General features: G+C 47.2%; 17 protein-coding genes and 1 pseudogene. 7 read left to right on the forward strand and 11 right to left on the reverse strand.

The window, feature by feature from the left end:
- The first annotated feature begins 184 nt into the window (after positions 1 to 184).
- Positions 185 to 3,196 carry a BspA family leucine-rich repeat surface protein gene (locus CIL02_RS02845; RefSeq protein WP_094398975.1) on the forward strand — a complete coding sequence of 1,004 codons (3,012 nt, stop codon included), beginning with the start codon at positions 185 to 187 and terminating at the stop codon, positions 3,194 to 3,196.
- A gap of 76 nt (positions 3,197 to 3,272) precedes the next feature.
- A complete protein-coding gene (locus CIL02_RS16225; protein WP_170934989.1) occupies positions 3,273 to 3,446 on the forward strand; it encodes a hypothetical protein in 174 nt (57 codons plus the stop codon).
- Positions 3,447 to 3,784: 338 nt separating this feature from the next.
- On the opposite strand, the gene CIL02_RS02850 is transcribed toward CIL02_RS16225, so the two are convergent.
- A complete protein-coding gene (locus CIL02_RS02850) occupies positions 3,785 to 5,185 on the reverse strand; it encodes a family 43 glycosylhydrolase (protein WP_094398976.1) in 1,401 nt (466 codons plus the stop codon).
- A gap of 165 nt (positions 5,186 to 5,350) precedes the next feature.
- Positions 5,351 to 5,623 carry a DKNYY domain-containing protein gene (locus CIL02_RS16925; protein ID WP_094398977.1) on the reverse strand — a complete coding sequence of 91 codons (273 nt, stop codon included), beginning with the start codon at positions 5,621 to 5,623 and terminating at the stop codon, positions 5,351 to 5,353.
- 86 nt (positions 5,624 to 5,709) lie between these two features.
- On the opposite strand from CIL02_RS16925, the pseudogene CIL02_RS02860 reads away from it, so the two are divergent.
- Positions 5,710 to 5,859: pseudogene (locus CIL02_RS02860) on the forward strand (helix-turn-helix domain-containing protein); the annotation flags it as partial.
- Positions 5,860 to 6,321: 462 nt separating this feature from the next.
- On the opposite strand, the gene CIL02_RS02865 reads toward CIL02_RS02860, so the two are convergent.
- The 7 genes from CIL02_RS02865 to ppdK form a co-directional block, all read right to left on the reverse strand.
- Positions 6,322 to 8,058, reverse strand: a complete 1,737-nt coding sequence (locus CIL02_RS02865; protein WP_094398979.1) for an alpha-galactosidase — start codon at positions 8,056 to 8,058, stop codon at positions 6,322 to 6,324.
- A gap of 25 nt (positions 8,059 to 8,083) precedes the next feature.
- A complete protein-coding gene (locus CIL02_RS02870) occupies positions 8,084 to 8,398 on the reverse strand; it encodes a hypothetical protein (RefSeq protein WP_094398980.1) in 315 nt (104 codons plus the stop codon).
- A 58-nt stretch (positions 8,399 to 8,456) separates the two neighbouring features.
- Positions 8,457 to 9,323 carry an AraC family transcriptional regulator gene (locus CIL02_RS02875; protein WP_094398981.1) on the reverse strand — a complete coding sequence of 289 codons (867 nt, stop codon included), beginning with the start codon at positions 9,321 to 9,323 and terminating at the stop codon, positions 8,457 to 8,459.
- 53 nt (positions 9,324 to 9,376) lie between these two features.
- A complete protein-coding gene (locus tag CIL02_RS02880; protein WP_094398982.1) occupies positions 9,377 to 9,760 on the reverse strand; it encodes a nuclear transport factor 2 family protein in 384 nt (127 codons plus the stop codon).
- Between the two features lie 449 nt (positions 9,761 to 10,209).
- Entirely contained in the window at positions 10,210 to 11,595 is a 1,386-nt protein-coding gene (locus CIL02_RS02885) for a DKNYY domain-containing protein (protein WP_094398983.1), read from the reverse strand.
- 19 nt (positions 11,596 to 11,614) lie between these two features.
- A complete protein-coding gene (locus CIL02_RS02890) occupies positions 11,615 to 12,937 on the reverse strand; it encodes a Fic family protein (protein ID WP_094398984.1) in 1,323 nt (440 codons plus the stop codon).
- A gap of 214 nt (positions 12,938 to 13,151) precedes the next feature.
- Positions 13,152 to 15,872: a pyruvate, phosphate dikinase gene (ppdK, locus tag CIL02_RS02895; protein ID WP_094398985.1), complete on the reverse strand. Its 2,721-nt coding sequence runs from the start codon at positions 15,870 to 15,872 to the stop codon at positions 13,152 to 13,154.
- A gap of 221 nt (positions 15,873 to 16,093) precedes the next feature.
- On the opposite strand from ppdK, the gene rlmD reads away from it, so the two are divergent.
- The gene (gene rlmD / locus CIL02_RS02900) at positions 16,094 to 17,548 is read left to right on the forward strand and encodes a 23S rRNA (uracil(1939)-C(5))-methyltransferase RlmD (protein ID WP_094398986.1); all 1,455 of its coding nucleotides are present in this window, start codon (positions 16,094 to 16,096) and stop codon (positions 17,546 to 17,548) included.
- Positions 17,549 to 17,892: 344 nt separating this feature from the next.
- On the opposite strand, the gene CIL02_RS02905 is transcribed toward rlmD, so the two are convergent.
- Positions 17,893 to 19,080 (reverse strand): transglycosylase SLT domain-containing protein, encoded by a 1,188-nt coding sequence (locus CIL02_RS02905; protein ID WP_094398987.1) that lies wholly within the window; start codon positions 19,078 to 19,080, stop codon positions 17,893 to 17,895.
- 88 nt (positions 19,081 to 19,168) lie between these two features.
- Between CIL02_RS02905 and hisG the strand changes: the two genes are divergently transcribed.
- Genes hisG through hisC form a run of 3 tightly spaced genes read left to right on the forward strand, consistent with a single transcriptional unit; the run spans position 19,169 to position 22,424 of the window.
- Positions 19,169 to 20,020, forward strand: coding sequence for an ATP phosphoribosyltransferase (gene hisG / locus CIL02_RS02910; RefSeq protein WP_094398988.1), 852 nt, complete (start codon positions 19,169 to 19,171; stop codon positions 20,018 to 20,020).
- Between the two features lie 33 nt (positions 20,021 to 20,053).
- Complete coding sequence (hisD, locus tag CIL02_RS02915; protein WP_094398989.1) at positions 20,054 to 21,334, forward strand: histidinol dehydrogenase; 1,281 nt, start codon at positions 20,054 to 20,056, stop codon at positions 21,332 to 21,334.
- Between the two features lie 46 nt (positions 21,335 to 21,380).
- The gene (gene hisC, locus CIL02_RS02920) at positions 21,381 to 22,424 is read left to right on the forward strand and encodes a histidinol-phosphate transaminase (RefSeq protein ID WP_094398990.1); all 1,044 of its coding nucleotides are present in this window, start codon (positions 21,381 to 21,383) and stop codon (positions 22,422 to 22,424) included.
- 45 nt (positions 22,425 to 22,469) lie between these two features.
- On the opposite strand, the gene CIL02_RS02925 is transcribed toward hisC, so the two are convergent.
- Positions 22,470 to 23,348 carry a glycoside hydrolase family 25 protein gene (locus CIL02_RS02925; protein ID WP_094398991.1) on the reverse strand — a complete coding sequence of 293 codons (879 nt, stop codon included), beginning with the start codon at positions 23,346 to 23,348 and terminating at the stop codon, positions 22,470 to 22,472.
- Positions 23,349 to 23,465 lie beyond the last annotated feature (117 nt).

The raw sequence follows: 23,465 nt of genomic DNA on the forward strand, positions 1-23,465 counted from the left end.
TTTGCCGCCGGCTTCCTTCAGATTCCACCTCGCGATGGACACCCTTGCCCTTGGCTATGTGATTCCCGCTATTAGGGCTCACTCGGGACTCGCACCCGTTAGCTAATGCTCATGCTGAGCGTACCAAAAGAATGTTTCGAAGGTTGTCTTCGACCCATCGTTTAAAACCGTCAGGCCCACTAATATGGGGCATTGGTTCGATGGATTTGAAAACCTTACTACCATTGAGGGCATGGAGAACTTGTGTACCGACTCGGTGGAAAGTATGCTATCTACGTTCTATGGATGCTCATCCCTGACCTCGATAGACTTATCGCATTTCAATACCAAGAATGTGAATGTTATGCAAGGTATGTTTGACGGTTGCAGCGCCCTAACAACGCTTGACGTATCGAATTTTGATATGTCGAAGATGATAAATATAAATACCATGTTCCGTAATTGCACAGCCTTGACCACCATATACAGCAGTGACGACTGGAAAAACAGCCCTGTGGTAAACAGTCCCCTCATGTTCAAAAACTGTACAAAACTCAAAGGTGCTGTTGCATACAACGAGAATGAAACCGACGCTTCGATGGCTAACCCCACCACGGGCTACTTTACCGCTAAAACATACGTAGAATATAAAGACAATACGCTTACCTTCTATTGCGACAACCTAAAGGCGACTCGCTCCGGCACAGTTTACGTCCTCGATGAAAATCTGCCTGACGCTAAGGCTCCCGCCTGGTTGAAGGAACAAAAGAATGTTACGAAGGTTGTCTTCGACTCATCGTTTAAGGACAGCAGACCCACTACTATGATGAATTGGTTCTATGGATTTGAAAATCTTACTACCATTGAGGGCATGGAGAACTTGTGCACCGACTCGGTGGTAAATATGGCATATACGTTCTCTGGATGCTCATCCCTGACCTCGATAGACTTATCGCATTTCAATACCGAGAATGTGATTGTTATGGCATTTATGTTTGAATGTTGCCGCGCCCTAACAACGATTGACGTATCGAATTTCGATATGTCGAAGATGATAAATATGGAGAGTATGTTCCATGAATGCACAGCCTTGACCACCATATACGGCAATGAAGACTGGGATATTTGCAGCAGCACATGGGAAGATGGTACCGGCATGTTCTTATCCTGTACAAATCTCAAAGGTGCTGTGGAATACAACTCGTTTTATACCGGATCTTCGATGGCTAACCCCACCACGGGCTATTTTACCAAGACGGCATATGTGGTAGAGAATAATGGTACGCTGACATTCTATTGCGACACCAAACGGGCATCACGCACCGGCACCAGTTACAGCATTTATGATCGTAATGACTTTAACTATCCTGCATGGGCCGGTGATGATAGCGATGTGAATGAACGCATCACAAAGGTGGTATTCGATAGCTCATTCAAAAACTACAAGCCTACTTCTACAGAAAAATGGTTCAATTATTGCACTAAGATTAAAACTATTGAGGGCATAGAGAACCTGATTACAGACGAAGTGACTACCATGAAGGAGATGTTCTCCGGTTGCTCTGCTCTGACATCAATCAATATGTCAAACTTCAATACCGAGAATGTGACTACCATGGAGGAGATGTTCTTCGGTTGCTCTGCTCTGACATCAATCAATGTGTCAAACTTCAATACCGAGAATGTGACTACCATGAAGGGGATGTTCAATGATTGCAAAGCCTTGGCTTCACTAGACCTCAGCAGCTTCAACACAGCAAACGTGACCGATATGTGCGCTATGTTCTTGGGGTGCGCAGCCCTGACGACATTAGATGTATCGACTGTCAACACGGCGAAAGTTACCGATATGGAATATATGTTCTCGGGATGCGAAGCCTTGACCACCATATACTGCGATAACGACTGGAATAGCGGCACTGTGAAATACAGTAACGAAATGTTTATTGGCTGTACAAGCCTCACGGGTGCTGTGGCATATGGTGCGAGCAATGTAAATGTATCGATGGCTAACCCCACCACGGGCTACTTCACCAGTAAGGTATACGCAGTTCGAGACGGTAGCACGCTCACATTCTACTATGATGAGAATAGGAAGAGTCGCACCGGCACCAAGTTCTATACGATTACTGCAGATTATGACGAATATCCTGCTTGGGCGGATAATAGGGAAATCAAGACGGTTGTGTTCGACAGTTCGTTCAAGGACTACAAGCCGACTACTACTAAAGGCTGGTTCTATACATTAGAGGAACTCGAAACCATTGAGGGCATTGAGAATCTGAACACAGAACAGGTGACCAGCATGGAATATATGTTCTATTACACCCCAACGCTGGAAACAATAGACTTAACGCATTTCAATACAGCAAACGTGACTAATATGTATGGTATGTTCCAGGATTCGCGAAAGCTGCGTACATTAGACTTATCGAGTTTCAACACGGAGAAAGTGACTGATATGGCGAGTATGTTCAGCGGTTGCTATGACTTGACCACCATATACTGCAATGATGATTGGAATAGTGGTGTAGTGAAAAATTCATCAGGTATGTTCACCGCCTGTGAAAACCTCAAGGGTGCAGTGACATACGATGTGAAGAAGTTGGATGTATCGATGGCGAACCCCACCACGGGCTACTTCACGATAAGATTAAGAGGTAAGATAGGTAAGGGCGGCTATGCGACCTTCGCCGTGGGCGATGTGCAGGGTACGATGAGTGACAATGTGGAGATATTTACAGCTACGAGAAACGACGGTAAGGTTGTTCTCACATCACGTACGGACTACAATCTGCCTGTTGATGGCTGTGTGATGCTCAAGGGTACACCAGGTGAGACCTTTACCTTCACCGGGAATGCCAGCGCTGTGCCAGAGGCTATGCCCGAGGGACAAGTTCTCACTGGTGGCAGCAACCCCCACACTGTAAAAGCGAGCGATGATATCTTTGCTCTCGCCACCATCGATGGCACCTCCGCTTTCTATCGCGTGAATACAGGTGTGGTGATACCTGCTCACAAGGCTTACCTCCTCCTCAACGAGGCTGGCGCGAAGAGCCTCACCATGGTGGAGATGGGTGATGAGACCACTGCCATTGACAACGTAACCGATAGCCAAGAGCAATCCTCTGCCATCTACAACCTGGCTGGTCAGCGTGTGGAGAAGATGCAGCGCGGCATCTACATCGTCAATGGCAAGAAGGTTCTCAAGAAGTAATTAACATACTCAACATGCAGGGGCAGCCTCTGAAAGCATCTGCCCCTGCATATACAACTATTAATAAACAGAAATAATGAAAAAGATTTACAAGACGCCAGTTATCGTGGTGACAAAGATAGAATCGGAGATAATGCTTGCAGCATCACAAAAGTTTGACATTGAAGATGGACCATCGTCACCCACCATCGGTGATGGAGGCGAGATTGAATCAAAGCCAAACTCCAAATGGGGTGACTGCTGGAATTGATTGCCACCCCATGTTCCACCTCACATAAGGTTGACTGCCTGCAGTAGCCCAACAGGGTACTTAATACCCATGGGTAAGAGGATTCTACATCCTTCTGACGCAGGCTGGAAGTAATCGAAAATAAAAACCTCATATAATATTGTTTCCGTCCGATTACATTTGACGGACATGAGAAGATCTGACCCAGCTACCGATTTATTTCGGCTGCTGGGTCAGTCTTTTTACCATCCCTCCCCCTAAGAACTCCCTGTTAGGAATAAAACAACGAGAGTGTAAACAACATCAGTTTTAACAAACAAAACTGTCAACCAAAATCAGTACACATCACCTTCCATTGATCACTCAATCATCACATGGGTAATCTCTACCTTGTGACCTGTACTGCCGTACTGATTGCGACGCTTGTCAGTCCAGTTTGGTTTCATTTCTGCAATACGAAGTTCCAGCGTATATTTGCCTTTAGCCAACATGGGCGACAGGAAACGTATACCTGTGGCAGGAATAAGGCTGTAAAAATCGACAATACCGCCAAACACCTTGTGTCCTCTTTGGTCGCGGATAGTGATATCGGCATAGCCACTCATACTGTCAGTCGTCCCATAGAGCGCTATACGATGCCCCGTGTAGGGAATAGAAAGGCAGTCACCAACGACCTGCGATTGCCATTTCCTCTCATGTAGCTTTGTGCTATCTACAATTTCCTGTTGCATTGTCAACGGGTCCCAAGCTTCAAAATATTGTGGAATAGTCAGTTTGCCGTCAGCAATAGTAAGAGGTTGCCAAACATAAGTGGCAGCACTACACTGACGGGGGAAGGACCATCGGTCACCCATATACATAAAGGAGCCATTCTCCAGAGGCAGGACGAACGAGCATTGACTATTCCATGTAAGCGAGCCCTTGGGGCAGAATTCACCGCGATACTCCCAAGGTCCGGAAAGAGACTTAGAAGTCCAGTACATATTGTCGTTGCGCTCCCACGATGTGGTTTGACTCGACAGCCAGTAGTATGTTCCATCTTTCTTCAGCATGGCAGGACTTTCGCCAGCACCTTTCAGGCCGTTCATCAAACATGAGTCGAGCGAATGGAAGTCGGAGGCAAGACGGTAGATGATGCCATGATGAACCAAGAGATACGCATGCCCATCATCATCAGCAAACGAGCCAATATCCCATTTCCTGACAGGCTCTCCTTTGTAGAGCAACGGTCCCTGGAATTTATAAGGGCCAGTAATAGCTTGGCTCGTAGCATAACAGGTACAGGGGTCTTTGTACTGCAGATTATCAGTATGCATGAGCATTACATATTCACCTGTAGCAGGGCAACGGAGCACTTTCGGACGTTCGCCCACGCGATAGGGTCCCATGCGCCCATCGGATTGTTGATTAAAGGCGATACCCTCAAAATGCCAGTCTACCAGATTATCTGAAGAGTAGCAGCTGAAACCTTTAAACACATTGGCCGAGTCAGTTTTGTATTCACCAAACAAATAATACTTCCCGCCGTCGCGGATGATGTTGGCACCATGAGCCGAAACTGTCTTGCCCTGCTGGTCATACCAACTCACACCGCTCACTATGGCCTTTGAAAACTGCAATTGTTCAGGTATGGCTATAGCTGATAGTTGTTCGCGAGAGTCCTGTTTCTCTGCTTGCGCATTGGCTGTCATGGTGAATACAAGCATAGACGCAATCATAAAGCAGCATTTCTTTATAACATACATATCCATCTTTTCCATAAATTCCGATTTATCTGTCTGTATAATTAGTTTTTGTTTGGAAAGTTAGTCATTTCTGTTCATATTACATATTATGAAGCTATATTTTAGGATAGTTTATGAAAATATCTCCCTTTGTTCACAATTACCTCATGAGAAACAAGCAAAAGACGCTGGGTCTGCCCTCTAAATAATATTATCGTTGAACCATACATGGTGCATATCGGTTGTATAATCTTCGTTCAGTACTTTGAATGTACTTGGGTCGGTCCCTTCTAATATCTCGTAACCACAATATACATTATTAATGTCTATTGCGTACGTTTCGTTTAGGCGTTTGTGAGTTGAAAAATCATAACCTTCAGGTTTTCTTTCGGCGTATGCACTTGAACCGAGGGTTACAAATAGGAAGAAAACAGCCATGGGTACCAATGGGCACAAATAGAACAACCATGACATTACCACTTTTTTAGAAAGTTTAAACCACAACCTTATTAATGGGAATAGATAGATAGGGTAAAGCCAGATGGTCAGTGTATCGCCACATCATCCAGCAGGCCAAACTACAACTGAAATACAGCGACCTGCCCGTCTGGCAGATCGCTGAGTCGCTGAACTTCCCTAATCCCTCGTTCTTCTCCAAGTTCTTCAAGCGCGAGACGGGGATGACACCAGCCGAATATCGAAATGGATAAATATTTCTAAATAATTAATCGTTTCCTCAACTGATTCAGATTTTCCCTATCTGCATACGCTTGAAGAATTCCTTTACGGCATTGCGCTGATACATCCCCTTGACATAGACCAGCGAGGCATGCATGGTTTCCCTGGCTTTCTTAATTGGAATAGCTATCCAAGTATTTCCTCTTTGTGCGTTAAAAGTGCAAAAAGACGGGCGGAAGTGTTGCAAATCGTCACTTCAACCCGCTAAATATCTTTCGTTACAATTATGGTAGGTTCTATTAATTACAATTCTCTATGGAATTACCTTTGTGGTCTTTCACTCTCTCCCCGGCATCTTTCTTCGTAAGGTCTTGCACCATAGCTCGCTATGCTGCTTCACCCTTACAAGGAAATCTGCTCGGAGATAGAGTAAAATCCCATCAAAGCTAATTTATAGAACCTACCTTATAGATTATGCTTTTCCAGCCATCCCTTCATTTTACAAGCATTTTCTTTCCGTTCATAATGCGGAGTCGTGTTGCCTGTGTGGCGGGACGGCCAGCTATGTCGAACTCGTATGAATCCTGGTGCTTGTCTGCGTTGACCGCTCCGATGTCGTCGGGTGTTGCCACAGGCACAAGGTCGATGTAGTCGATGTCGGGCATCCAGTTGGTGCTGTTTGATAGGCGGATGGTGTTGCGCCCTTTCTCCAGGTGTATGGGGATGGTTTTTCTTGCCACTGTACTCCAACCGCCAGAGTTGACATTGACTGTATTGACGCGCTTCCCGTTGATGTCAATGCGGATGTTTCGGTTCTCACCTGAGATATATGCGATGGTAAGTTTGTAGTCACCTCCGTCGTTGCTATATACATCGCGCCAAACAAGGTCGTTCTTTTCGTTGTAGCCAAGCCACCCTGCCTTCAGTCCTGATGAGCAGAAGTCGGCATATTCATATATGCCTGTATGTTCTGTCTGATTGTTTTTCAGTTCCTGATAGTTGCTGATGTAGGCAGTCTCGGCTTCGTAGCGGGTGCGCTCCAGCCGCTGCTCGCCTTCAGCGATGTAGATACGGGTGCCGTGGGCAGGGATGGTTACGCTGTAACTGTCGGAAAACTCGCCCAGGTCTTTCTTCTGGAACAGGTCGCGGAGCTTCACCTTTCCGCCGAGGCACAGGTCGGCAAATCGTACGGTTGCCTGTTTGGAAGCATCGCCGGGATTGTAGATGGCGAAGGCGCGTTTGGTGACGTTCAGTTCTTCAATGTCTCGCACCAGAATGTAACAGCTGTTGGAAAGTGCTACGATGTATGCCTGCTGATAGAGCGTATCCTGATTGAGGGCTATCAGTTCTTCGTTTTTCAGCAGATTGAGTGTTGTGGTCTTGATGTTTTCGAGGTCGCAGCCTATAAGCAGTGGAGAATTCATGATACACCACATGCCGAAGTGGGTCTTGTCTTCCTCGGTAGTCATGGAGCGTCCCACCTCGAGCATGTCCATGTCGTTGAAGCGGCCGTCGTAGCTGTAGGCACTCATGTATAGGTTTTCAGCAAGAATACCCTTCACTGATGGCCAGCCGTCCCAAATGTCGTGGGTGGTGCGCCAGGAGAATGCCACGTCGTGAACCCATGTGCCGGGATAGTCCCAGCGGCATACGTTCAGTCGCACATCGTTTCGACCGGTAGCTTTGATGGCGTTGCTGATGGCGGTGTAGCGTTTTTGCGGGTCGAGAGCCAGATGCTGTGTGTTCTGTGGAGCGTCACCGCCGCAGAAGTCCACCTTGATGAAGTCGAAACCGCACTCCTTGAAGTAGAAGTCGGCATCGTGCTGGTCGTAGTTGTAGAGTCCGACATTCACGCTGAGCACATCGCCATTGTACATATTACCACATGTGTTTGCACCGGCATCGCTGTAGATTCCGGCTTTAAGACCCTTTGAATGGATGTAGTCGGCTACGGGTTTGAGTCCGTTGGGGAAACGTGTGGGATGGATGATAAGTTCGCCAGTTTCCGTATTGCGTCCACCAAAAAAGCCATCGTCGATATTGATGTGATTGTAGCCCACATCTTTCAATCCTTTTGATACCATCGCGTCTGCCTGCCGACGGATGAGCGCGTCGCTGATGTTCACACCGTAGGTATTCCACGAACTCCAGCCCATCGTGGGACCGCCCTGTGCCATCAGGCTAACTGTCGCCGTCAGGCACGTTGCTGCTATAAACAGTCTTTTTTTCATAGTTCTTTATTTTATATATAATCTGCTATCTGCTGAGAATTTTCTTGATGCTGCCGCCGGCTGTTACCACGATATTCAATCCACGCTGAACGTCGTTACGGTGAATGCCGTCAAGTCCGTAGATGACATTCTGCTGATTTCTTGAATAATGCAAATCTGTGATCGATGCCTCCACGTTACACTCAAACGAAATGCTCCGGAGTGTGAAGCGGTAGGCTGTGAGTTGTCCGGGGTATGCCTGTTGGAAGAAGTAATAGACATGGTTTGCATCGACCTCATACGTCCATGCTGACATCGCTGATATTGACAGGAGCAGAATGGTAAATATTGTCTTTCTCATATATATATTGTAATTGTCAGCACAAGGGCTGTAGTTTTCTTGTTAGGTTTACTGATAGCTATTGGCGATTGCCAAACGTGGATGGCGATGCACCATATTGCTGCTTGAAGATTCGGCTGAAATGTGTCGGATTCTCAAAACCAAGACTATATGCGACATCAGCTACGGACATCTGAGAGGACAGAAGCATCTGACGGGCTTTCGACAGTCGTTTTTCACGAATCCATTTGGCTGGGGACACACCATAGATGCTCTGGAAGTCGCGCTTGAAACTGGAGAGTGAACGACCTGAGAGATAAGCCAGTTCTTCGATGGAGATGGGTGATGTGTAGTTTTCCTCCACCACGCGACGAACGTCCACCTTGACGGGCTGACGCAACTGGAGCATCTGGCGGAAGATGTTCTTCGAGCAGTCCATCACATTGTAAAGCAGTTCCATCACCTTCAGACGTAGCAGTCCTGGGCTGACCTGCAACGAGTCGTTAAAGTATGGTGCCAACGACCAACAATAGGCCACGAGGCGATTGCTCATGGGCGACACCTGCGCTCCAAATTCTTCGGTCATTGGAGGCACGTTGACTTGCTGTGTGGTGAGGAAGTCCTTCAACAGTTCGTCGTTGATAGCAAATAGCTGACTCTCGAAGAGTCCCGTCTCCGTCGAGCCTTTCTTCTCGTAGCTGACGCTGTGCGCCTTGCGCAGCAGAATCATCTCGTTTTTGCCCACCGTCCACGACTGTCGTCCGCAGGTCAGCTTCACGCTGCCTCCCAGCACCACATAGAGAAGATGCTGTTCCAGAAAAAAAATCCCGATTTCGCCAGCAGTTACGATGCACTGGTCTATGATGCTGCCACCGTCGAGCCGTAGCGACGACGTGGTACAGTCGCCGCTAATCAGAGCTGAGGGGAATTTTGTTGTCTTATACATACAAACAATATGGTCTGCAAAATTAGTAAAAATCTTGCAGACCAAAGAAGTATTTACTTGGAAATAGTGTTAGAGTTCTGGTTGTAAGCTTTTGCCACGCACTTCCACTGTCCGTCAATCTTGAGCAGAAGCAATACGTCTGTGAAATCGATGCTGCCGCCCCAGCCTTCTTCCAGCACACGGACAACAGCCAATGTCTCTTCCAATTCCAGCACGTCGATACGGGTCTTGAACTCTTTGCCAGCACCTACGGTGTCAACATTGTGATAGAACTGCTCGATGCTGCCACGCTCGAAATTGCCGTTCAGGAATCCGAACAGGCAGGCATCTTCGGTAAACAACTCCTTTGCATACTTGCTGTTGCCTTCGGCAACGCTCTTTGTGAACTTGCTTGCAGCTTCTACTACTGCATTGTAGTCTTCAATGTTACTTCTCATTTTACTTTTGAGTTAAAATTGACGATGTTTGAATCTGGGTGCAAAGGTACGACGATTTAGTTAAATGCACTTTTCTATTTAGTCCAACATTTATGACTATTACGTCCAATTTTAGCCAGTCATTATCCTTGGCAGGTCAATACCCTTGTGCTATACACGTGCAGAAAAGAAGCGAGGCAAGTACCTGTTTTTCAAGTCCTTGCCTCGTATCTCACTAATTATCAGCATCTAAGGATTATTCCTCGACGGCTGCCTGGGCGGCGGCCAACAGATGTTGATAATCAGCTACTTACAAAGTTATTGTAAACTACTGGCGACACTTTTACGACACATTCTGCAAGTTTTTACACGCTCATGGCAACGAAAACGTGTTTTTACGGCAGAATAATCTCATTCTATGTCATATTTATGTATTTTGCTAAATTGAAATTTAGTTATTTGCTAACTTGCTATTTGCGTTGACGCAATTTTTCGATTCGTGAATTTGGGGCTCCCTGATAATAGCGGTTCTTGTCGAAAGCAAATGATTGTCCTGCTACAAAATCATAGCCACAAATGAAAGATGCAATATCAACGCCAGACATTAGCGAATCACGATAATACACGTGGCTGCCATCGTGCGAATAATCGGTATCCTTGTTATTGTCTGATACATAATCCTCATCTACATAATGGGCTGGAAATATCACAAATGTCTTCGGATTGGCTCCCGGCAACAGGCGATTTTCATAGTAAACATGCTTGCTGTCGGCATACCAGTCACGATAACATTCTACTTTATGGATGGTAGCAAAGTCTGTACCTTCAGGCATGGCCATCAACTTTGGATTATATACCATCTTGCCATCCGTATGAAAAGCATTCCATAATCCATCCTCCATATTCTTGTGCTTTAATGTGTTGAGTTCTCGTATTGCCGAACCGTAAGCCTTGTAATATACACAATGCCTGTCTTGACCATAGTGATATTGTCCTTTCAATACGGCGAAAGATGCTGGGTCTGCTCCCTCTACTATGTTGTTTCTGTAATAGACACACTTGGCATCAATTGCATAAAAACCATTTAAAGCCTTAAAAGTGCGATAATCACCTACAGGTACAGAATTTATATCTGCATCGAGATAATAGACATGAAGGCTATCTAAAGCCCAATTGTTATCTATCTGTCTGAAACTACCCATATCTGCTACATGAAGAGGTCGATTCCTCATGTAGTAATCGTGTGCGTCATGAGCAAGACGTGAAATATCTCCATTTGGTACGGCAAAAGTAGCAGGTTCTGCTCCTTCTATAATAGAGTCTTCATACCATACATGGTGCATATCGGTTGCATAATCATCGCTCAGAACTTTGAATGAACTTGGGTCAGCCATTTCCAATACCTCATACCAATAATAAACATGATTAACATCCAATGCGTACGCTTCGTTTAGGCGTTTATAAGTCGAAGAATCATAACCTTCTGGTTTCCTTTCCGCGTATGCACTTGAGGCGAGTGTTATAAATAGGTAGAAAACAGCTACGGGTATCAATGGGCACAAATAGAACAGCCATATAAATCCCATTTTTTGAGAGAGTTTAAACCACAACCTTATTAATGGGAATAAATATATTGGGTAAAGCCAAATAGTCAGAGTTACACCCCAACGACAAATCTCGTCAATCGAGGATCGGATTGGTGCATCCCAAAAGAATATGGACACAAAGAAGCCTATTGGCCACAACAACAACGTTAGAAGCATAAACCACACAAAGTTTTTTTGGAGTGTCGTAGGTTGTTCTCCCAAAATACGGGCTGCCAATCCTTTTGAGTTAGTTTTCTGTTCCATCTTCATTTCGTTTTATCATTTAGAGTCAAAATTCTGATTTTGGTGTCATGCTATTTTCCCTATTACTTGCAACGATATACGAGCAGTATTTACTGAGCAGATTGGATAATGGCAAATCGCCTTTTTGGTATCTGTCAGCATCGAGTTTCAGGACTCTTTCGCAGACAGGCTTCTTTCCCTTGAACAATGCCTTTAGATATGGAATGCCATTTTCCTCTGTGATGCTCACCTCGTTGAAGAACTGCGTCAAGTCTTCTGCATCATAGACGATGGAATAACTTGGGCGCTTTGCCCCAGGAATGTCCTCTATGAGTATATTCTTATCGACAAGATCCTGTATGTCACGTATGGCTGTGTCCTTCGAGCACTTTGCCAATGTCGCCCAAGTCTTTGACGTAATCTTTGCTTCATATCCGTCAAGAAAGAGATTGAGCATCTGAGTCTGACGCTCGGTCATTGGTACTGCCGATGCCTTCTGCCAGAAAAAGCTCTTGTTCAGTATTGTGGTGACGATGGTGTCTGCCTCGTCAAGTGCATCTACCAATTTCTGCATGTACCACACCAACCACTCCGTTATATCGCCATCGCCATGCTGCATCCGCTCCAGAATGTCATAGTAGTGATTCTTGTCCTTGTTAATCTGTGATGAGACATTGTAGAAACGGAAATCGCTCTTTTCTCCACGAGCAAGAAGCATGTCTGAAAGGATGCGAGCCAACCGCCCATTACCGTCCTCGAAGGGATGTATGCTCACAAACCAGAAATGGGAAATGGCAGAACGGATGACGCTACTTACAGGCTCCTCTCCGTCAAACCAGGCAAGAAACTTTTCCATCTCCTCTTCTACGCGGTCTGGCGAAGGAGCAATATAGTGAATCTTCTCACGTCCAAACATTCCGCTGACAATATGCTCCTCGTTTGTGCGGTACTGACCAATTTCGATCTGACTTCCTTCACTGTAGCCTGTTGGAAAGAAAGCTGCTTGCCAAGCACACAGCTTCTCTTTACTGAGGTTCATGTCATAGTGCTGAACCGCTTCAAGCATTACACCAACAACAGAATCGACATAGTGTGAAGGCGCAGTATCTTTCACGTTCTCAATACCAAGTTTTCGGGCAATGGAAGAACGAACCTGCTCAACGTTCAGTCGTATGCCTTCTATTTCCGAAGAATATACTACATCATATGTCAGGTTCTCTGCCATTGCACGGAGTTTGCTGTCAAATCCCAATGAACTTAACCTGCCATAAAGTAACCCCTGCTTACGGAATACTTTCTCCTGAAGGAGTGACACTTGGGACATGTCCCAACGAAAGTCCGTCCAATTGTCTCTTTCGTGTATATACATAACACATTCCTACTTTGTGCGACATAAAACAGTGATTAACGTCGCAAATTCTGCGACAAAGATACTAAATTAATGTCGAATAGCCAAACATATCTGCAAATTACCACATATTATGCGACGTTTTTAGTCAATAATCGTCGGAAGCTTTCTTCCGAAGACTAAAAAAGGACCTGCCCAAACGGACAAGTCCCTTTCATTATATAAGTGTGCTAATTTACTCTTCTACGGCTGCCTGCGCAGCGGCCAACCTGGCTATAGGTACTCTGAATGGAGAGCAGCTGGCGTAGTTCATGCCTATCTTGGCGCAGAACTTCACTGAGCTGGGCTCACCACCATGTTCACCGCAGATACCGCAGCGGAGAGACGGACGAACACCACGACCCTTCTCGACAGCCATCTTGATGAGCTGGCCAACACCGTTCTGGTCGAGAACCTGGAATGGGTCAACCTTCAAGATCTTCTTCTCAAGGTATGCAGGCAAGAAGCTGGCGATGTCATCACGAGAGTAACCGAAGGTCATCTGTGTGAGGTCGTTTGTACCGAATGAGAAGTACTCAGCCTCAGTAGCGATACGGTCGGCAGTGAGGGCTGCACGTGGAATCTCAATCATGGTACCGATCTCGAACTCAATCTCCACGCCATACTCAGCAAATACCTCCTTGGCAGTCTTCTGGATAATCTCCTTCTGCTGCTTCAACTCATAGAGGATACCAATCAGTGGAACCATTATCTCAGGCTTCGGATCCTTGCCTTCCTTCTTCAACTCACAAGCAGCAGAGAGGATAGCACGTGTCTGCATAGCTGTGATTTCAGGGAATGTGATACCAAGACGGCAACCACGGTGACCGAGCATCGGGTTGTTCTCGGCGAGAGAAGCCACACGGCGCTGGATTGTGGCGATATCAACACCCATCTCGTCAGCCATTACCTGCTGGCCAGCAAGATCGTGGGGAACGAACTCGTGGAGAGGAGGATCGAGCAAGCGGATGTTAACAGGACAACCGTCCATAGCCTCGAGGATACCCTTGAAGTCAGCCTTCTGATAAGGCAGCAACTTGGCAAGAGCCTTTTCGCGTCCTTCAACGGTCTCAGAAAGGATCATCTCACGCATGGCGACAATCTTCTTGTCCTCGAAGAACATGTGCTCTGTTCGTGTAAGACCGATACCCTTGGCGCCGAAGTCGCGTGCAACCTGTGCGTCGTGAGGAGTATCAGCATTGGTGCGAACCTGCAGTTTGGTATATTTGTCGCAGAGGTCCATCAACTCCTTGAAATCGCCGCTAAGCTCAGCAGCCTTAGTTGGAACCTCACCTGCATAAACCTGTCCGGTTGAACCGTTCAGAGAGATATAGTCACCTTCCTTATATACTGTGCCGTCAATCTCAACGGTCTTAGCCTTATAGTCAACATTGATGCCACCAGCACCAGAAACGCAGCACTTACCCATACCACGTGCCACAACGGCAGCGTGAGAGGTCATACCGCCACGTGCGGTGAGAATACCCTCAGCAGAAGCCATACCGGCGAGGTCCTCTGGAGAAGTCTCAATGCGGACCATGATAACCTTATGTCCGTCAGCATGCCAAGCCTGAGCATCGTCAGCATGGAACACAATCTGACCGCAGGCAGCACCTGGAGAAGCAGGCAGACCCTGAGTGATAACCTTGGCGTTCAGGAGAGCCTTCTTGTCGAATACAGGGTGGAGCAACTCGTCGAGTTTCTGAGGCTCGCAGCGCATGATGGCGGTCTTCTCGTCAATCATACCCTCGTGCAGGAGGTCGATGGCAATCTTCACCATAGCGGTACCAGTACGCTTACCGTTACGTGTCTGGAGGAACCAGAGCTTGCCTTCCTGTACGGTGAACTCCATATCCTGCATGTCGTGATAGTGCTTCTCGAGCTTGTCCTGCAGGTCATTGAGCTGTGCGTAAATCTCTGGCATAGCCTCCTCCATGGAAGGATAGTTTGCCACACGCTCTTCCTCGCTGATGCCTGCGCGCTCAGCCCAACGCTGTGAACCAATCTTTGTAATCTGCTGTGGTGTGCGAATACCAGCCACAACGTCCTCACCCTGAGCATTAACAAGGTACTCACCATTGAAGAGGTTCTCACCATTACCGGCATCACGGCTGAAGCATACACCAGTAGCAGATGTATCGCCCATGTTACCGAATACCATAGCCATCACGCTAACGGCAGTACCCCACTCGTCAGGAATACCCTCCATCTTACGGTATAGGATAGCACGCTCGTTCATCCAACTGCGGAATACGGCGCAGATGGCACCCCAAAGCTGCTCAATCGGGTCGTTGGGGAAGTCCTTGCCTGTACGTTCCTTGATGGCAGTCTTGAAAAGGCTCACGAGCTTCTTCAGTTCCTCGACAGAGAGGTCCTTGTCGAGTTTCACTCCACGCTCAGCCTTTACCTTCTCTATAATCTCCTCGAACGGGTCGATATCCTCCTTGTTTACAGGTTTCATCTCGAGAACCACGTCACCATACATCTGTACGAAGCGGCGGTATGAGTCGTAAACGAAATGTGGATTGTTGGTCTTGCGCACCATACCCTCGGCAACCTCATCGTTGAGACCGAGGTTAAGGATAGTGTCCATCATACCCGGCATGGAAGCGCGGGCACCAGAACGTACGCTGACAAGAAGAGGATTCTGTACATCACCGAACTTGGAGTTCATGAGGGTTTCAATGTGCTTTACGGCAGCACTAACCTCATCTTTGAGCAGTTCCTTGATACGGTCCTGTCCAACCTCATAATATTCGTTGCAGCAATCAGTAGTGATGGTAAAGCCTGGAGGCACAGGAACACCGATTAGGTTCATCTCCGCAAGGTTTGCGCCCTTGCCACCCAAAGCCTCTCTCATTTTTGCATTACCTTCAGCCTTACCATTGCCGAAGGTATAAACTCTCTTTTCACTCATAGTTGATTAGGTATCCAATTGATTTTTTAAAGAATTACTATCTTTTGATGCAAATTTAATATATTTCGGTCAACCTACAAAATATTTGATGGAAAATTTGGAAACTCGACATTACATTATCAAATGTTTGCGCAAACAGAAGCATAAAAACAACGGCAGAGTAGCAGGATTGAGAATTAATTTGTACCTTTGCAGGCAAATACATAACCTATTTATATAATATGTCACGAAAGAAACCTCTCCCCATACTTGAGAACGTAACCATGACGGATGTTGCAGCCGAAGGCAAATGCCTGGCAAGAATAGACGACATGGTTGTATTTGCGCCATTCTGTGTACCTGGTGATGTCGTTGACCTGCAGGTAACAAAGAAACGGAAAAGCTACTGCGAGGCAAAAGTTATAAAGACTCACAAATACAGCGACATCAGGACTGAGCCTGTCTGCAAGCATTTTGGTGTTTGCGGTGGCTGCAAATGGCAGAACCTGCCATACGAAGAGCAGCTGAAAGCCAAACAGAAGCAGGTGTATGACCAGTTGTCAAGGATAGGAAAGATAGAACTGCCCGAGTTCAGCCCCATCATGGGTTCGGTAAAGACACAGGAATACAGGAACAAGATTGAATACGGATGTTCCAACAAACGATGGTTCACACCAGACGAGTTGAAGAACATGCCAAAATCGGATGCACCGGAAGACTCCGTGTTCAGGAAAGCAGACAACAGCCTGAACGCCATTGGCTTCCATATTCCGGGTGCCTTCGACAAGATATACCCCATCACAAAATGCTGGCTCATGGATGACCTACACAATGACATACGCAACGAGATTGACCGCTACGCCAAGGCTACGGGTATGACCTACTTCGACCTAAGAGAACAGCACGGCCTGTTACGCGACATCATGATAAGGAACTCCAATACTGGCGAGTGGATGGTCCTGATACAGTTCCACTACGATGCCGATGGCGATGAGGAACGCGCCTTGGCACTCCTTGAACACGTGGCGGCAACATTCCCGCAGATAACATCGCTCATGTATGTTGACAACCAGAAATGCAACGACACATTTGCCGACCTTGAACTGAAAGTGTACAGAGGGAACGACCACATATTCGAGACAATGGAAGACCTGAGGTTCAAAGTGGGGCCGAAGAGCTTCTACCAGACCAACACCCTACAGGCATACCATCTGTACAGCGTGGCAAGGGAGTTCGCACAGCTTACAGGCGGAGAACTGGTGTACGACCTATATACAGGCACGGGAACAATTGCCAACTTCGTGGCAAGGAAAGCAAAGAAGGTTATCGGTATAGAGTATGTGCCCGAAGCCATCGAGGACGCCAAGGTGAACAGCCAGATTAACGGTATCGGCAACACCTTATTCTATGCTGGAGACATGAAGGACATTCTAACCGATGACTTCATCAAGGAGCACGGACAGCCCGACGTGATAATCACCGACCCTCCACGTGCAGGCATGCACCCCGACGTGGTAAAGACAATTCTTCGTGCAAAGCCGAAACGAATAGTATATGTCAGCTGCAACCCTGCCACTCAGGCACGCGACCTAAGTGACCTTGACGCAGAGTACAAGGTTGTTGCCGTACAGCCCGTCGACATGTTTCCGCACACTCCGCACGTAGAGAACGTAGTGCTAATGGAAAGAAGAAGCTAATCCCGCAACACTATTATTGGCAAAAAACAACAAAAGACGAAGATACCCATCCGCCTCCAAAGATGGATCAGTGAAAAAATGGGAAGGGGAGTCCTAAATGAAGGCACCTTATCCGGTTCACTGAGAAAATCCTATACCGCCAAAGCTTTGCGATAGCACATGCAAAGCTTTGCGATAGCACATGCAAAGCTTTGCGTTGGCACTTGTAAAGCTTTGCGTTGGCACTTGCAATGCTTTGCGTTGGCGGATGCAAAGCTTTGCGTCTGAGATGGGCAAAACTGTCACAGAAATCGTCAGTCCTACTCTGGACAAGAGAATAGGGAGGAAAGGAACGACAGGAGAAGTCAAACCTCGAAGCGATTTTTCCTTTCCGACTTACGGGGCGACTGCGAGCCTCCTCCAAAAGGTGTGAAACCGCTATTGCCACGCGCCACGCCACGATACTCATCGTAACGCGCATTAATTCTTTGCACGTAATCTACAGTTTCCGCCCCTCGCATATACCCGTATTTAACAACAGGGTCATTATAATATTGTGGCTTTGCGAGTCCAAGCACATACTGAGAGACATCTGCCCACCTGTGTTTGTTCTTTCCATTCTTTTCGGCAAGAGCCATGGCATCACGTATATGCAGTATGCCGCCATTATACGAGGCGAGAACAAAGTTTACACGCTCCTGCCTGTCCCTGACATCAGATAACTTGCCGTTCAGTTCTGCCAGGTAGCGACATGCAGCCTCGATGTTTTTCTCCGGATTGAAGATATCACCCATAGGCAGTCCAAGATACTCTGCCGTCTTCGGCATAATCTGCATCAACCCACAGGCACCGGCCCACGAGCGTGCCTGCGGGTCGAATGTAGACTCCTGATAGCATTGTGCTGCCACCAGGCGCCAGTCCCACCGGGCCAAGGGTGCATATTGCTGGAAATACCGGTCGTAATGGCTTATTACTCCGCCAGCCCTGTTGAGCATAGGAGAATACACCCTACGGGTAACAGCCTTCTTTGAGAAAAGCATATCTTCCTCTTTCCTGACCATGGCTACGAGTTTACGGTCGAACCACTTGTTTAGTGCAGTTGCCAACTCACCATTTTCCTCATCCACATACCAGCTGCATGACTTTGCCTCGTTGCAGACTCCTGCTGCCGTCATCCCTTTCATGCCCTTGGGAAGCAAACATGCAATAATGTCGCCATCGCCTGCTTGAAGTCTCGACACCATCTCGGCAGTATCTCTGCACAGCTCCACCCTCAACGATACTCCAAGGCTTTGGGCGAACTTCTCCGCAAGCAGATACTGTGTGCCAAGGCCACGTCCATGGTAATCGTAATAGTTATCAGGGCCCGTCATCGTCAGCACAATCAGCTCACCATTTGCCTGAATGTCATCAAGGGTAAAACTATTGCCATTAAGCATGACACTATCACTGGAGACCACAGAACCCCAGGGTGTGGTCTCCACATTACGCTGCCGGTCACACGCCATGAGTGCCAGCAGCGCCATTATAACGTATATATTTCTTATATTCATGGAAAGCGGTTACAAAAGTAGCACTTTATTTGCTAATTCGGGTATTTTTACGTAATTTTGCCACATAATTTTTAAAAAATTAGATTATATGTTACGTATAGCAGTTCAGTCTAAAGGCAGGCTCTTCGATGACACGATGAATCTGCTAGCAGAGGCAGACATCAAAGTTAGCTCCAGCAAAAGGACATTATTGGTACAAAGTTCCAATTTTCCATTGGAGGTATTGTATCTTAGAGACGATGACATTCCACAAAGTGTAGCTAACGGAGTTGCCGACATAGGCATCGTTGGCGAGAATGAGTTTATAGAAAAAGGTGAGGACGCTCAGATAATCTCTCATTTGGGGTTCAGCAAATGCAGGCTCTCCCTGGCTATACCTAAGGAAATACATTACACGGGGCTTCAGTGGTTCAACAACAAGAAAATAGCCACCAGCTACCCCAACATCCTGCGCTCGTTCATGAACAAGAATGGCATCAGGGCCGACATCCATGAAATAACGGGCAGCGTAGAGATAAGCCCGGGTATAGGTCTCGCCGATGGCATCTTCGACATTGTCAGCTCCGGCTCCACGCTAGCGAGCAACAATCTGCGCGAGGTGGAAGTGGTAATGAAAAGCGAGGCATTGCTCATAGGCAACTGGAAGATGGATGACGAGAAGCACAACATCCTCAATGACATGCTCTTCCGTTTTGAGGCCGTAAGGTCAGCACAGGACAAGAAATACGTAATGATGAATGCGCCAAAGGATAAGATTGCAGACATCACCAATGTTCTGCCTGGCATCAAGAGTCCTACCATCATACCTTTGGCCGACGAGGAATGGTGCTCCATTCATACTGTTCTCGACGAGAAGCGCTTCTGGGAAATCATCGGCAAGCTCAAGGAGCTGGGAGCTCAAGGCATCCTTGTGACCCCAATCGAAAAGATGATACTCTGAAAACAAACAATAACAGACACACAACGCGGCAAGATGAATATTATCAGATACCCCAAAAGGGAAGACTGGGCAAGTATAACAGAACGGCCACAACTTGATACGTCAACGCTAAATGCCACCGTAAGCAACATTCTCGGAGACATAAAGGCAAACGGCGATGAGGCAGTGAGGAAATACGAGGAGATGTTCGACCACGTGCGTCTCGACAGTCTTGCTGTCAGCGAGAACGAGATAGAGGAAGCCTGGAACAGCGTTCCTGCAGAATTACGACAGGCCATAGAGCTTGCCCATGCCAACATAAGCTCTTTCCACGAGGCACAGCATTTCAACGGCGTGAAGGTAGAGACTGCTCCTGGAGTGACCTGCTGGCAGAAGAGCGTACCAATAGAGAAAGTTGGGCTTTACATCCCCGGCGGGACAGCACCGCTGTTCTCTACCGTCCTCATGCTTGCCACCCCAGCCAGGATTGCCGGCTGTAGCGAAATCGTGTTGTGTACCCCACCCGACCGCAATGGGAACGTTAACCCAGCCATACTGGTAGCAGCCAGAGTTGCAGGTGTGAGCAAGATTTTCAAAACCGGTGGAGTACAGGCTATAGGAGCCATGGCGTATGGTACGGAATCCGTGCCAAAGGTATACAAGATATTCGGACCGGGCAACCAGTATGTCATGGCGGCAAAACAGCAGGTAAGCCTGCATGACGCAGCCATAGACATGCCTGCAGGGCCAAGTGAGGTGTGCGTAGTGGCAGACAACAGCTGCGATGCTGCATTCGTTGCAGCCGACTTGCTGTCACAGGCCGAACATGGTATAGACTCCCAAGTACTGCTTATCTCGACATCAGAGGAGTTCATACAGAAGGTGGAAAGGGAAATCGAAAGACAGCTTGCACTACTTCCCAGAAAGGACATGGCAGCTAAGGCACTTGAAAACAGCAAGTTTGTATTGGTGGCAGACGATGACGAGGCGATGGACCTTGCCAACACTTATGCACCAGAACATCTTATTCTGCCATCAGACAACTTTGATACCTTGGCAGCAAAAGTCATAAACGCAGGAAGCGTATTCCTTGGCAGATACGCTTGCGAGAGTGCAGGCGACTATGCCAGCGGAACAAACCACACTCTGCCCACCCATGGATATGCTCTGGCCTATAACGGGGTAAACCTGGACAGCTACAACAGAAAGATTACATTCCAGCATCTCACCCGCGAGGGAGTACAGTCCATTGGCAAAGCCGTGGTTGTGATGGCAGAGAACGAATTACTTGAAGCACATGCCAATGCCATGAGAGTAAGGATGAATGAACAATAGATTTTAACTGTAGCAAAAAACGCCTACGGCAATAGCAACAAGAAAAATGACAACGTTCGACTTAGATAATATCGTCAGGCCAAACATCAAAGCCCTGTCACCCTATAGTTCTGCACGTAACGAATATAGCGGGCATACTGCCACCGTGTTCCTTGATGCCAACGAGAACCCATACAACAAGCCCTTCAACCGTTACCCCGACCCATTGCAAGCGGAGCTGAAGGAAGAACTTGCGACAATCAAGAGAGTACCGGCTGAGAACATATTCCTTGGCAATGGCAGCGACGAGGCCATAGACCTGCCCTACCGCATCTTCTGCGAGCCGGGAAAGGACAACGTGGTGGCCATAGAGCCTACTTACGGCATGTACAGGGTATGTGCCGACATAAACAATGTGGAATACCGCCCAGTGGAGCTCGGCGAGGGCTATAGCCTAAACGCAGACAAGCTTCTCGCTGCCTGCGACAAGCATACAAAGATTGTTTGGATATGCTCGCCAAACAATCCTACAGGCAACAATCTTGACAGGAAGCAGATTGAGAAGGTGCTCAGCAACTTCAATGGCATAGTGGTAATAGACGAGGCGTACAGCGACTTCTCAAGCGAGAGGCCATTCAGGCTCGACCTTGAGGAATGGCCAAACATAATAGTCCTCAACACCATGAGCAAGGCATGGGGGTGTGCCGCCATAAGGCTCGGTATGGCCTACGCGTCAAAAGACATCATTGCATTGTTCAACAAAGTGAAATACCCATACAACATCAACCTCCTTACACAGCAGAAAGCCAAGGAAGCACTTAGGGCAAAGATTGACGTTGAGAAATGGGTTACCGTATTGCTTCAGGAACGGGGAAGGATGATGGCGGCTTTCACCGAACTGCCTATATGCGAGAAAGTTTATCCGTCAGACTCCAACTTCTTTCTGGCCAAAATGACTGATGCCCAGGGCATATACGACTACCTTGTTGAAAAAGGCATTATAGTTAGAAATCGCACACGTGTCGCTCTCTGCAACAACTGCCTGAGAATAACAATAGGCTCAAAGACGGAGAATCAGGAATTGCTTGCAGCACTAAGGCGACTGATATAGACAGAGCAGGGCATTACGGACGAGGGTGCAACGGCATCCCCTGCCCTACTCCTTGTCTGCCCCGATGGTAAGCATCTTGAGGTCGTAATAGGAGCCGTTGTATATATTGAAATCCACGTACCCCTTGATACCGGGAAGCTTGCCGGCATCGGTATGCTGCCAGAATTTCCACTTGCCCTTATACTCCACCTTGTCAACATAATAGTGGGCTATCCAATAAGGATAGTCATCGAAGACAGGAGCACTGAGATACTGCTCCTTGAATTTATAATAGGTATAGATGATAGGCTTCACGTGGTAACGGTCCTCAACTATATGCAACCAAGTGAGCACGTCTCTCTGGAAGTCCTCAACAGTCTTGTCTTTGGGCATATGCTCAATATCAAGTACAGGGGGCAGGTCGCCATCCTCAAGGTGGACTTGCCGCAAGAAGTGATACGCCTGTGCCCTTGCTGATGATTTGTTGCTCCAGAAATGGTAGGCACCACGTATGAAGCCATACTCCCTTGCCTGATAGAAATTGTCCTTGAATTTCGGGTCTACCCGTGTAGAGCCTTCCGTAGACTTGATAATGATGAAGCGCAATGGACAGCCCTCAATCATAGCATTGCCCTGAAGCATGTCCCAGTCTATCTTTCCCTGATAGTGTGAGATATCAATACCATGTATCTCGTAACCGTCAGGGTACTTGGCGTCTCCATACAACGCACGCCATCTGAATCCTGTTGGACTTACGAAAAAATAATAGAACACCCAGATATATAGCAAAGCTATGCCGATTCCACCTACCCACCATGTCCATCTAGGATAGCGGTTAAGCCATTTGAGAAAAAAAGGGGCGCGATGTGATTGGGCAACATTGCGACGGCGGCCCCTCGGTGTCGAAGTGCTTCTTCTCTTGCCTGTCGTTCGTTTGCCGGTCATTGTCTGTCGTTCTATTTTTAATTTTTAATCAAAATTGGCGTCTTCAGCAATCACTTGTGCAGAAGCCTATATAAATATATGTGTATATGTTAAGTCTTCACACTAACTGCCGAGAGA

This window comes from Prevotella sp. P3-122 (genome assembly GCF_002251365.1).
Taxonomy (GTDB): domain Bacteria; phylum Bacteroidota; class Bacteroidia; order Bacteroidales; family Bacteroidaceae; genus Prevotella.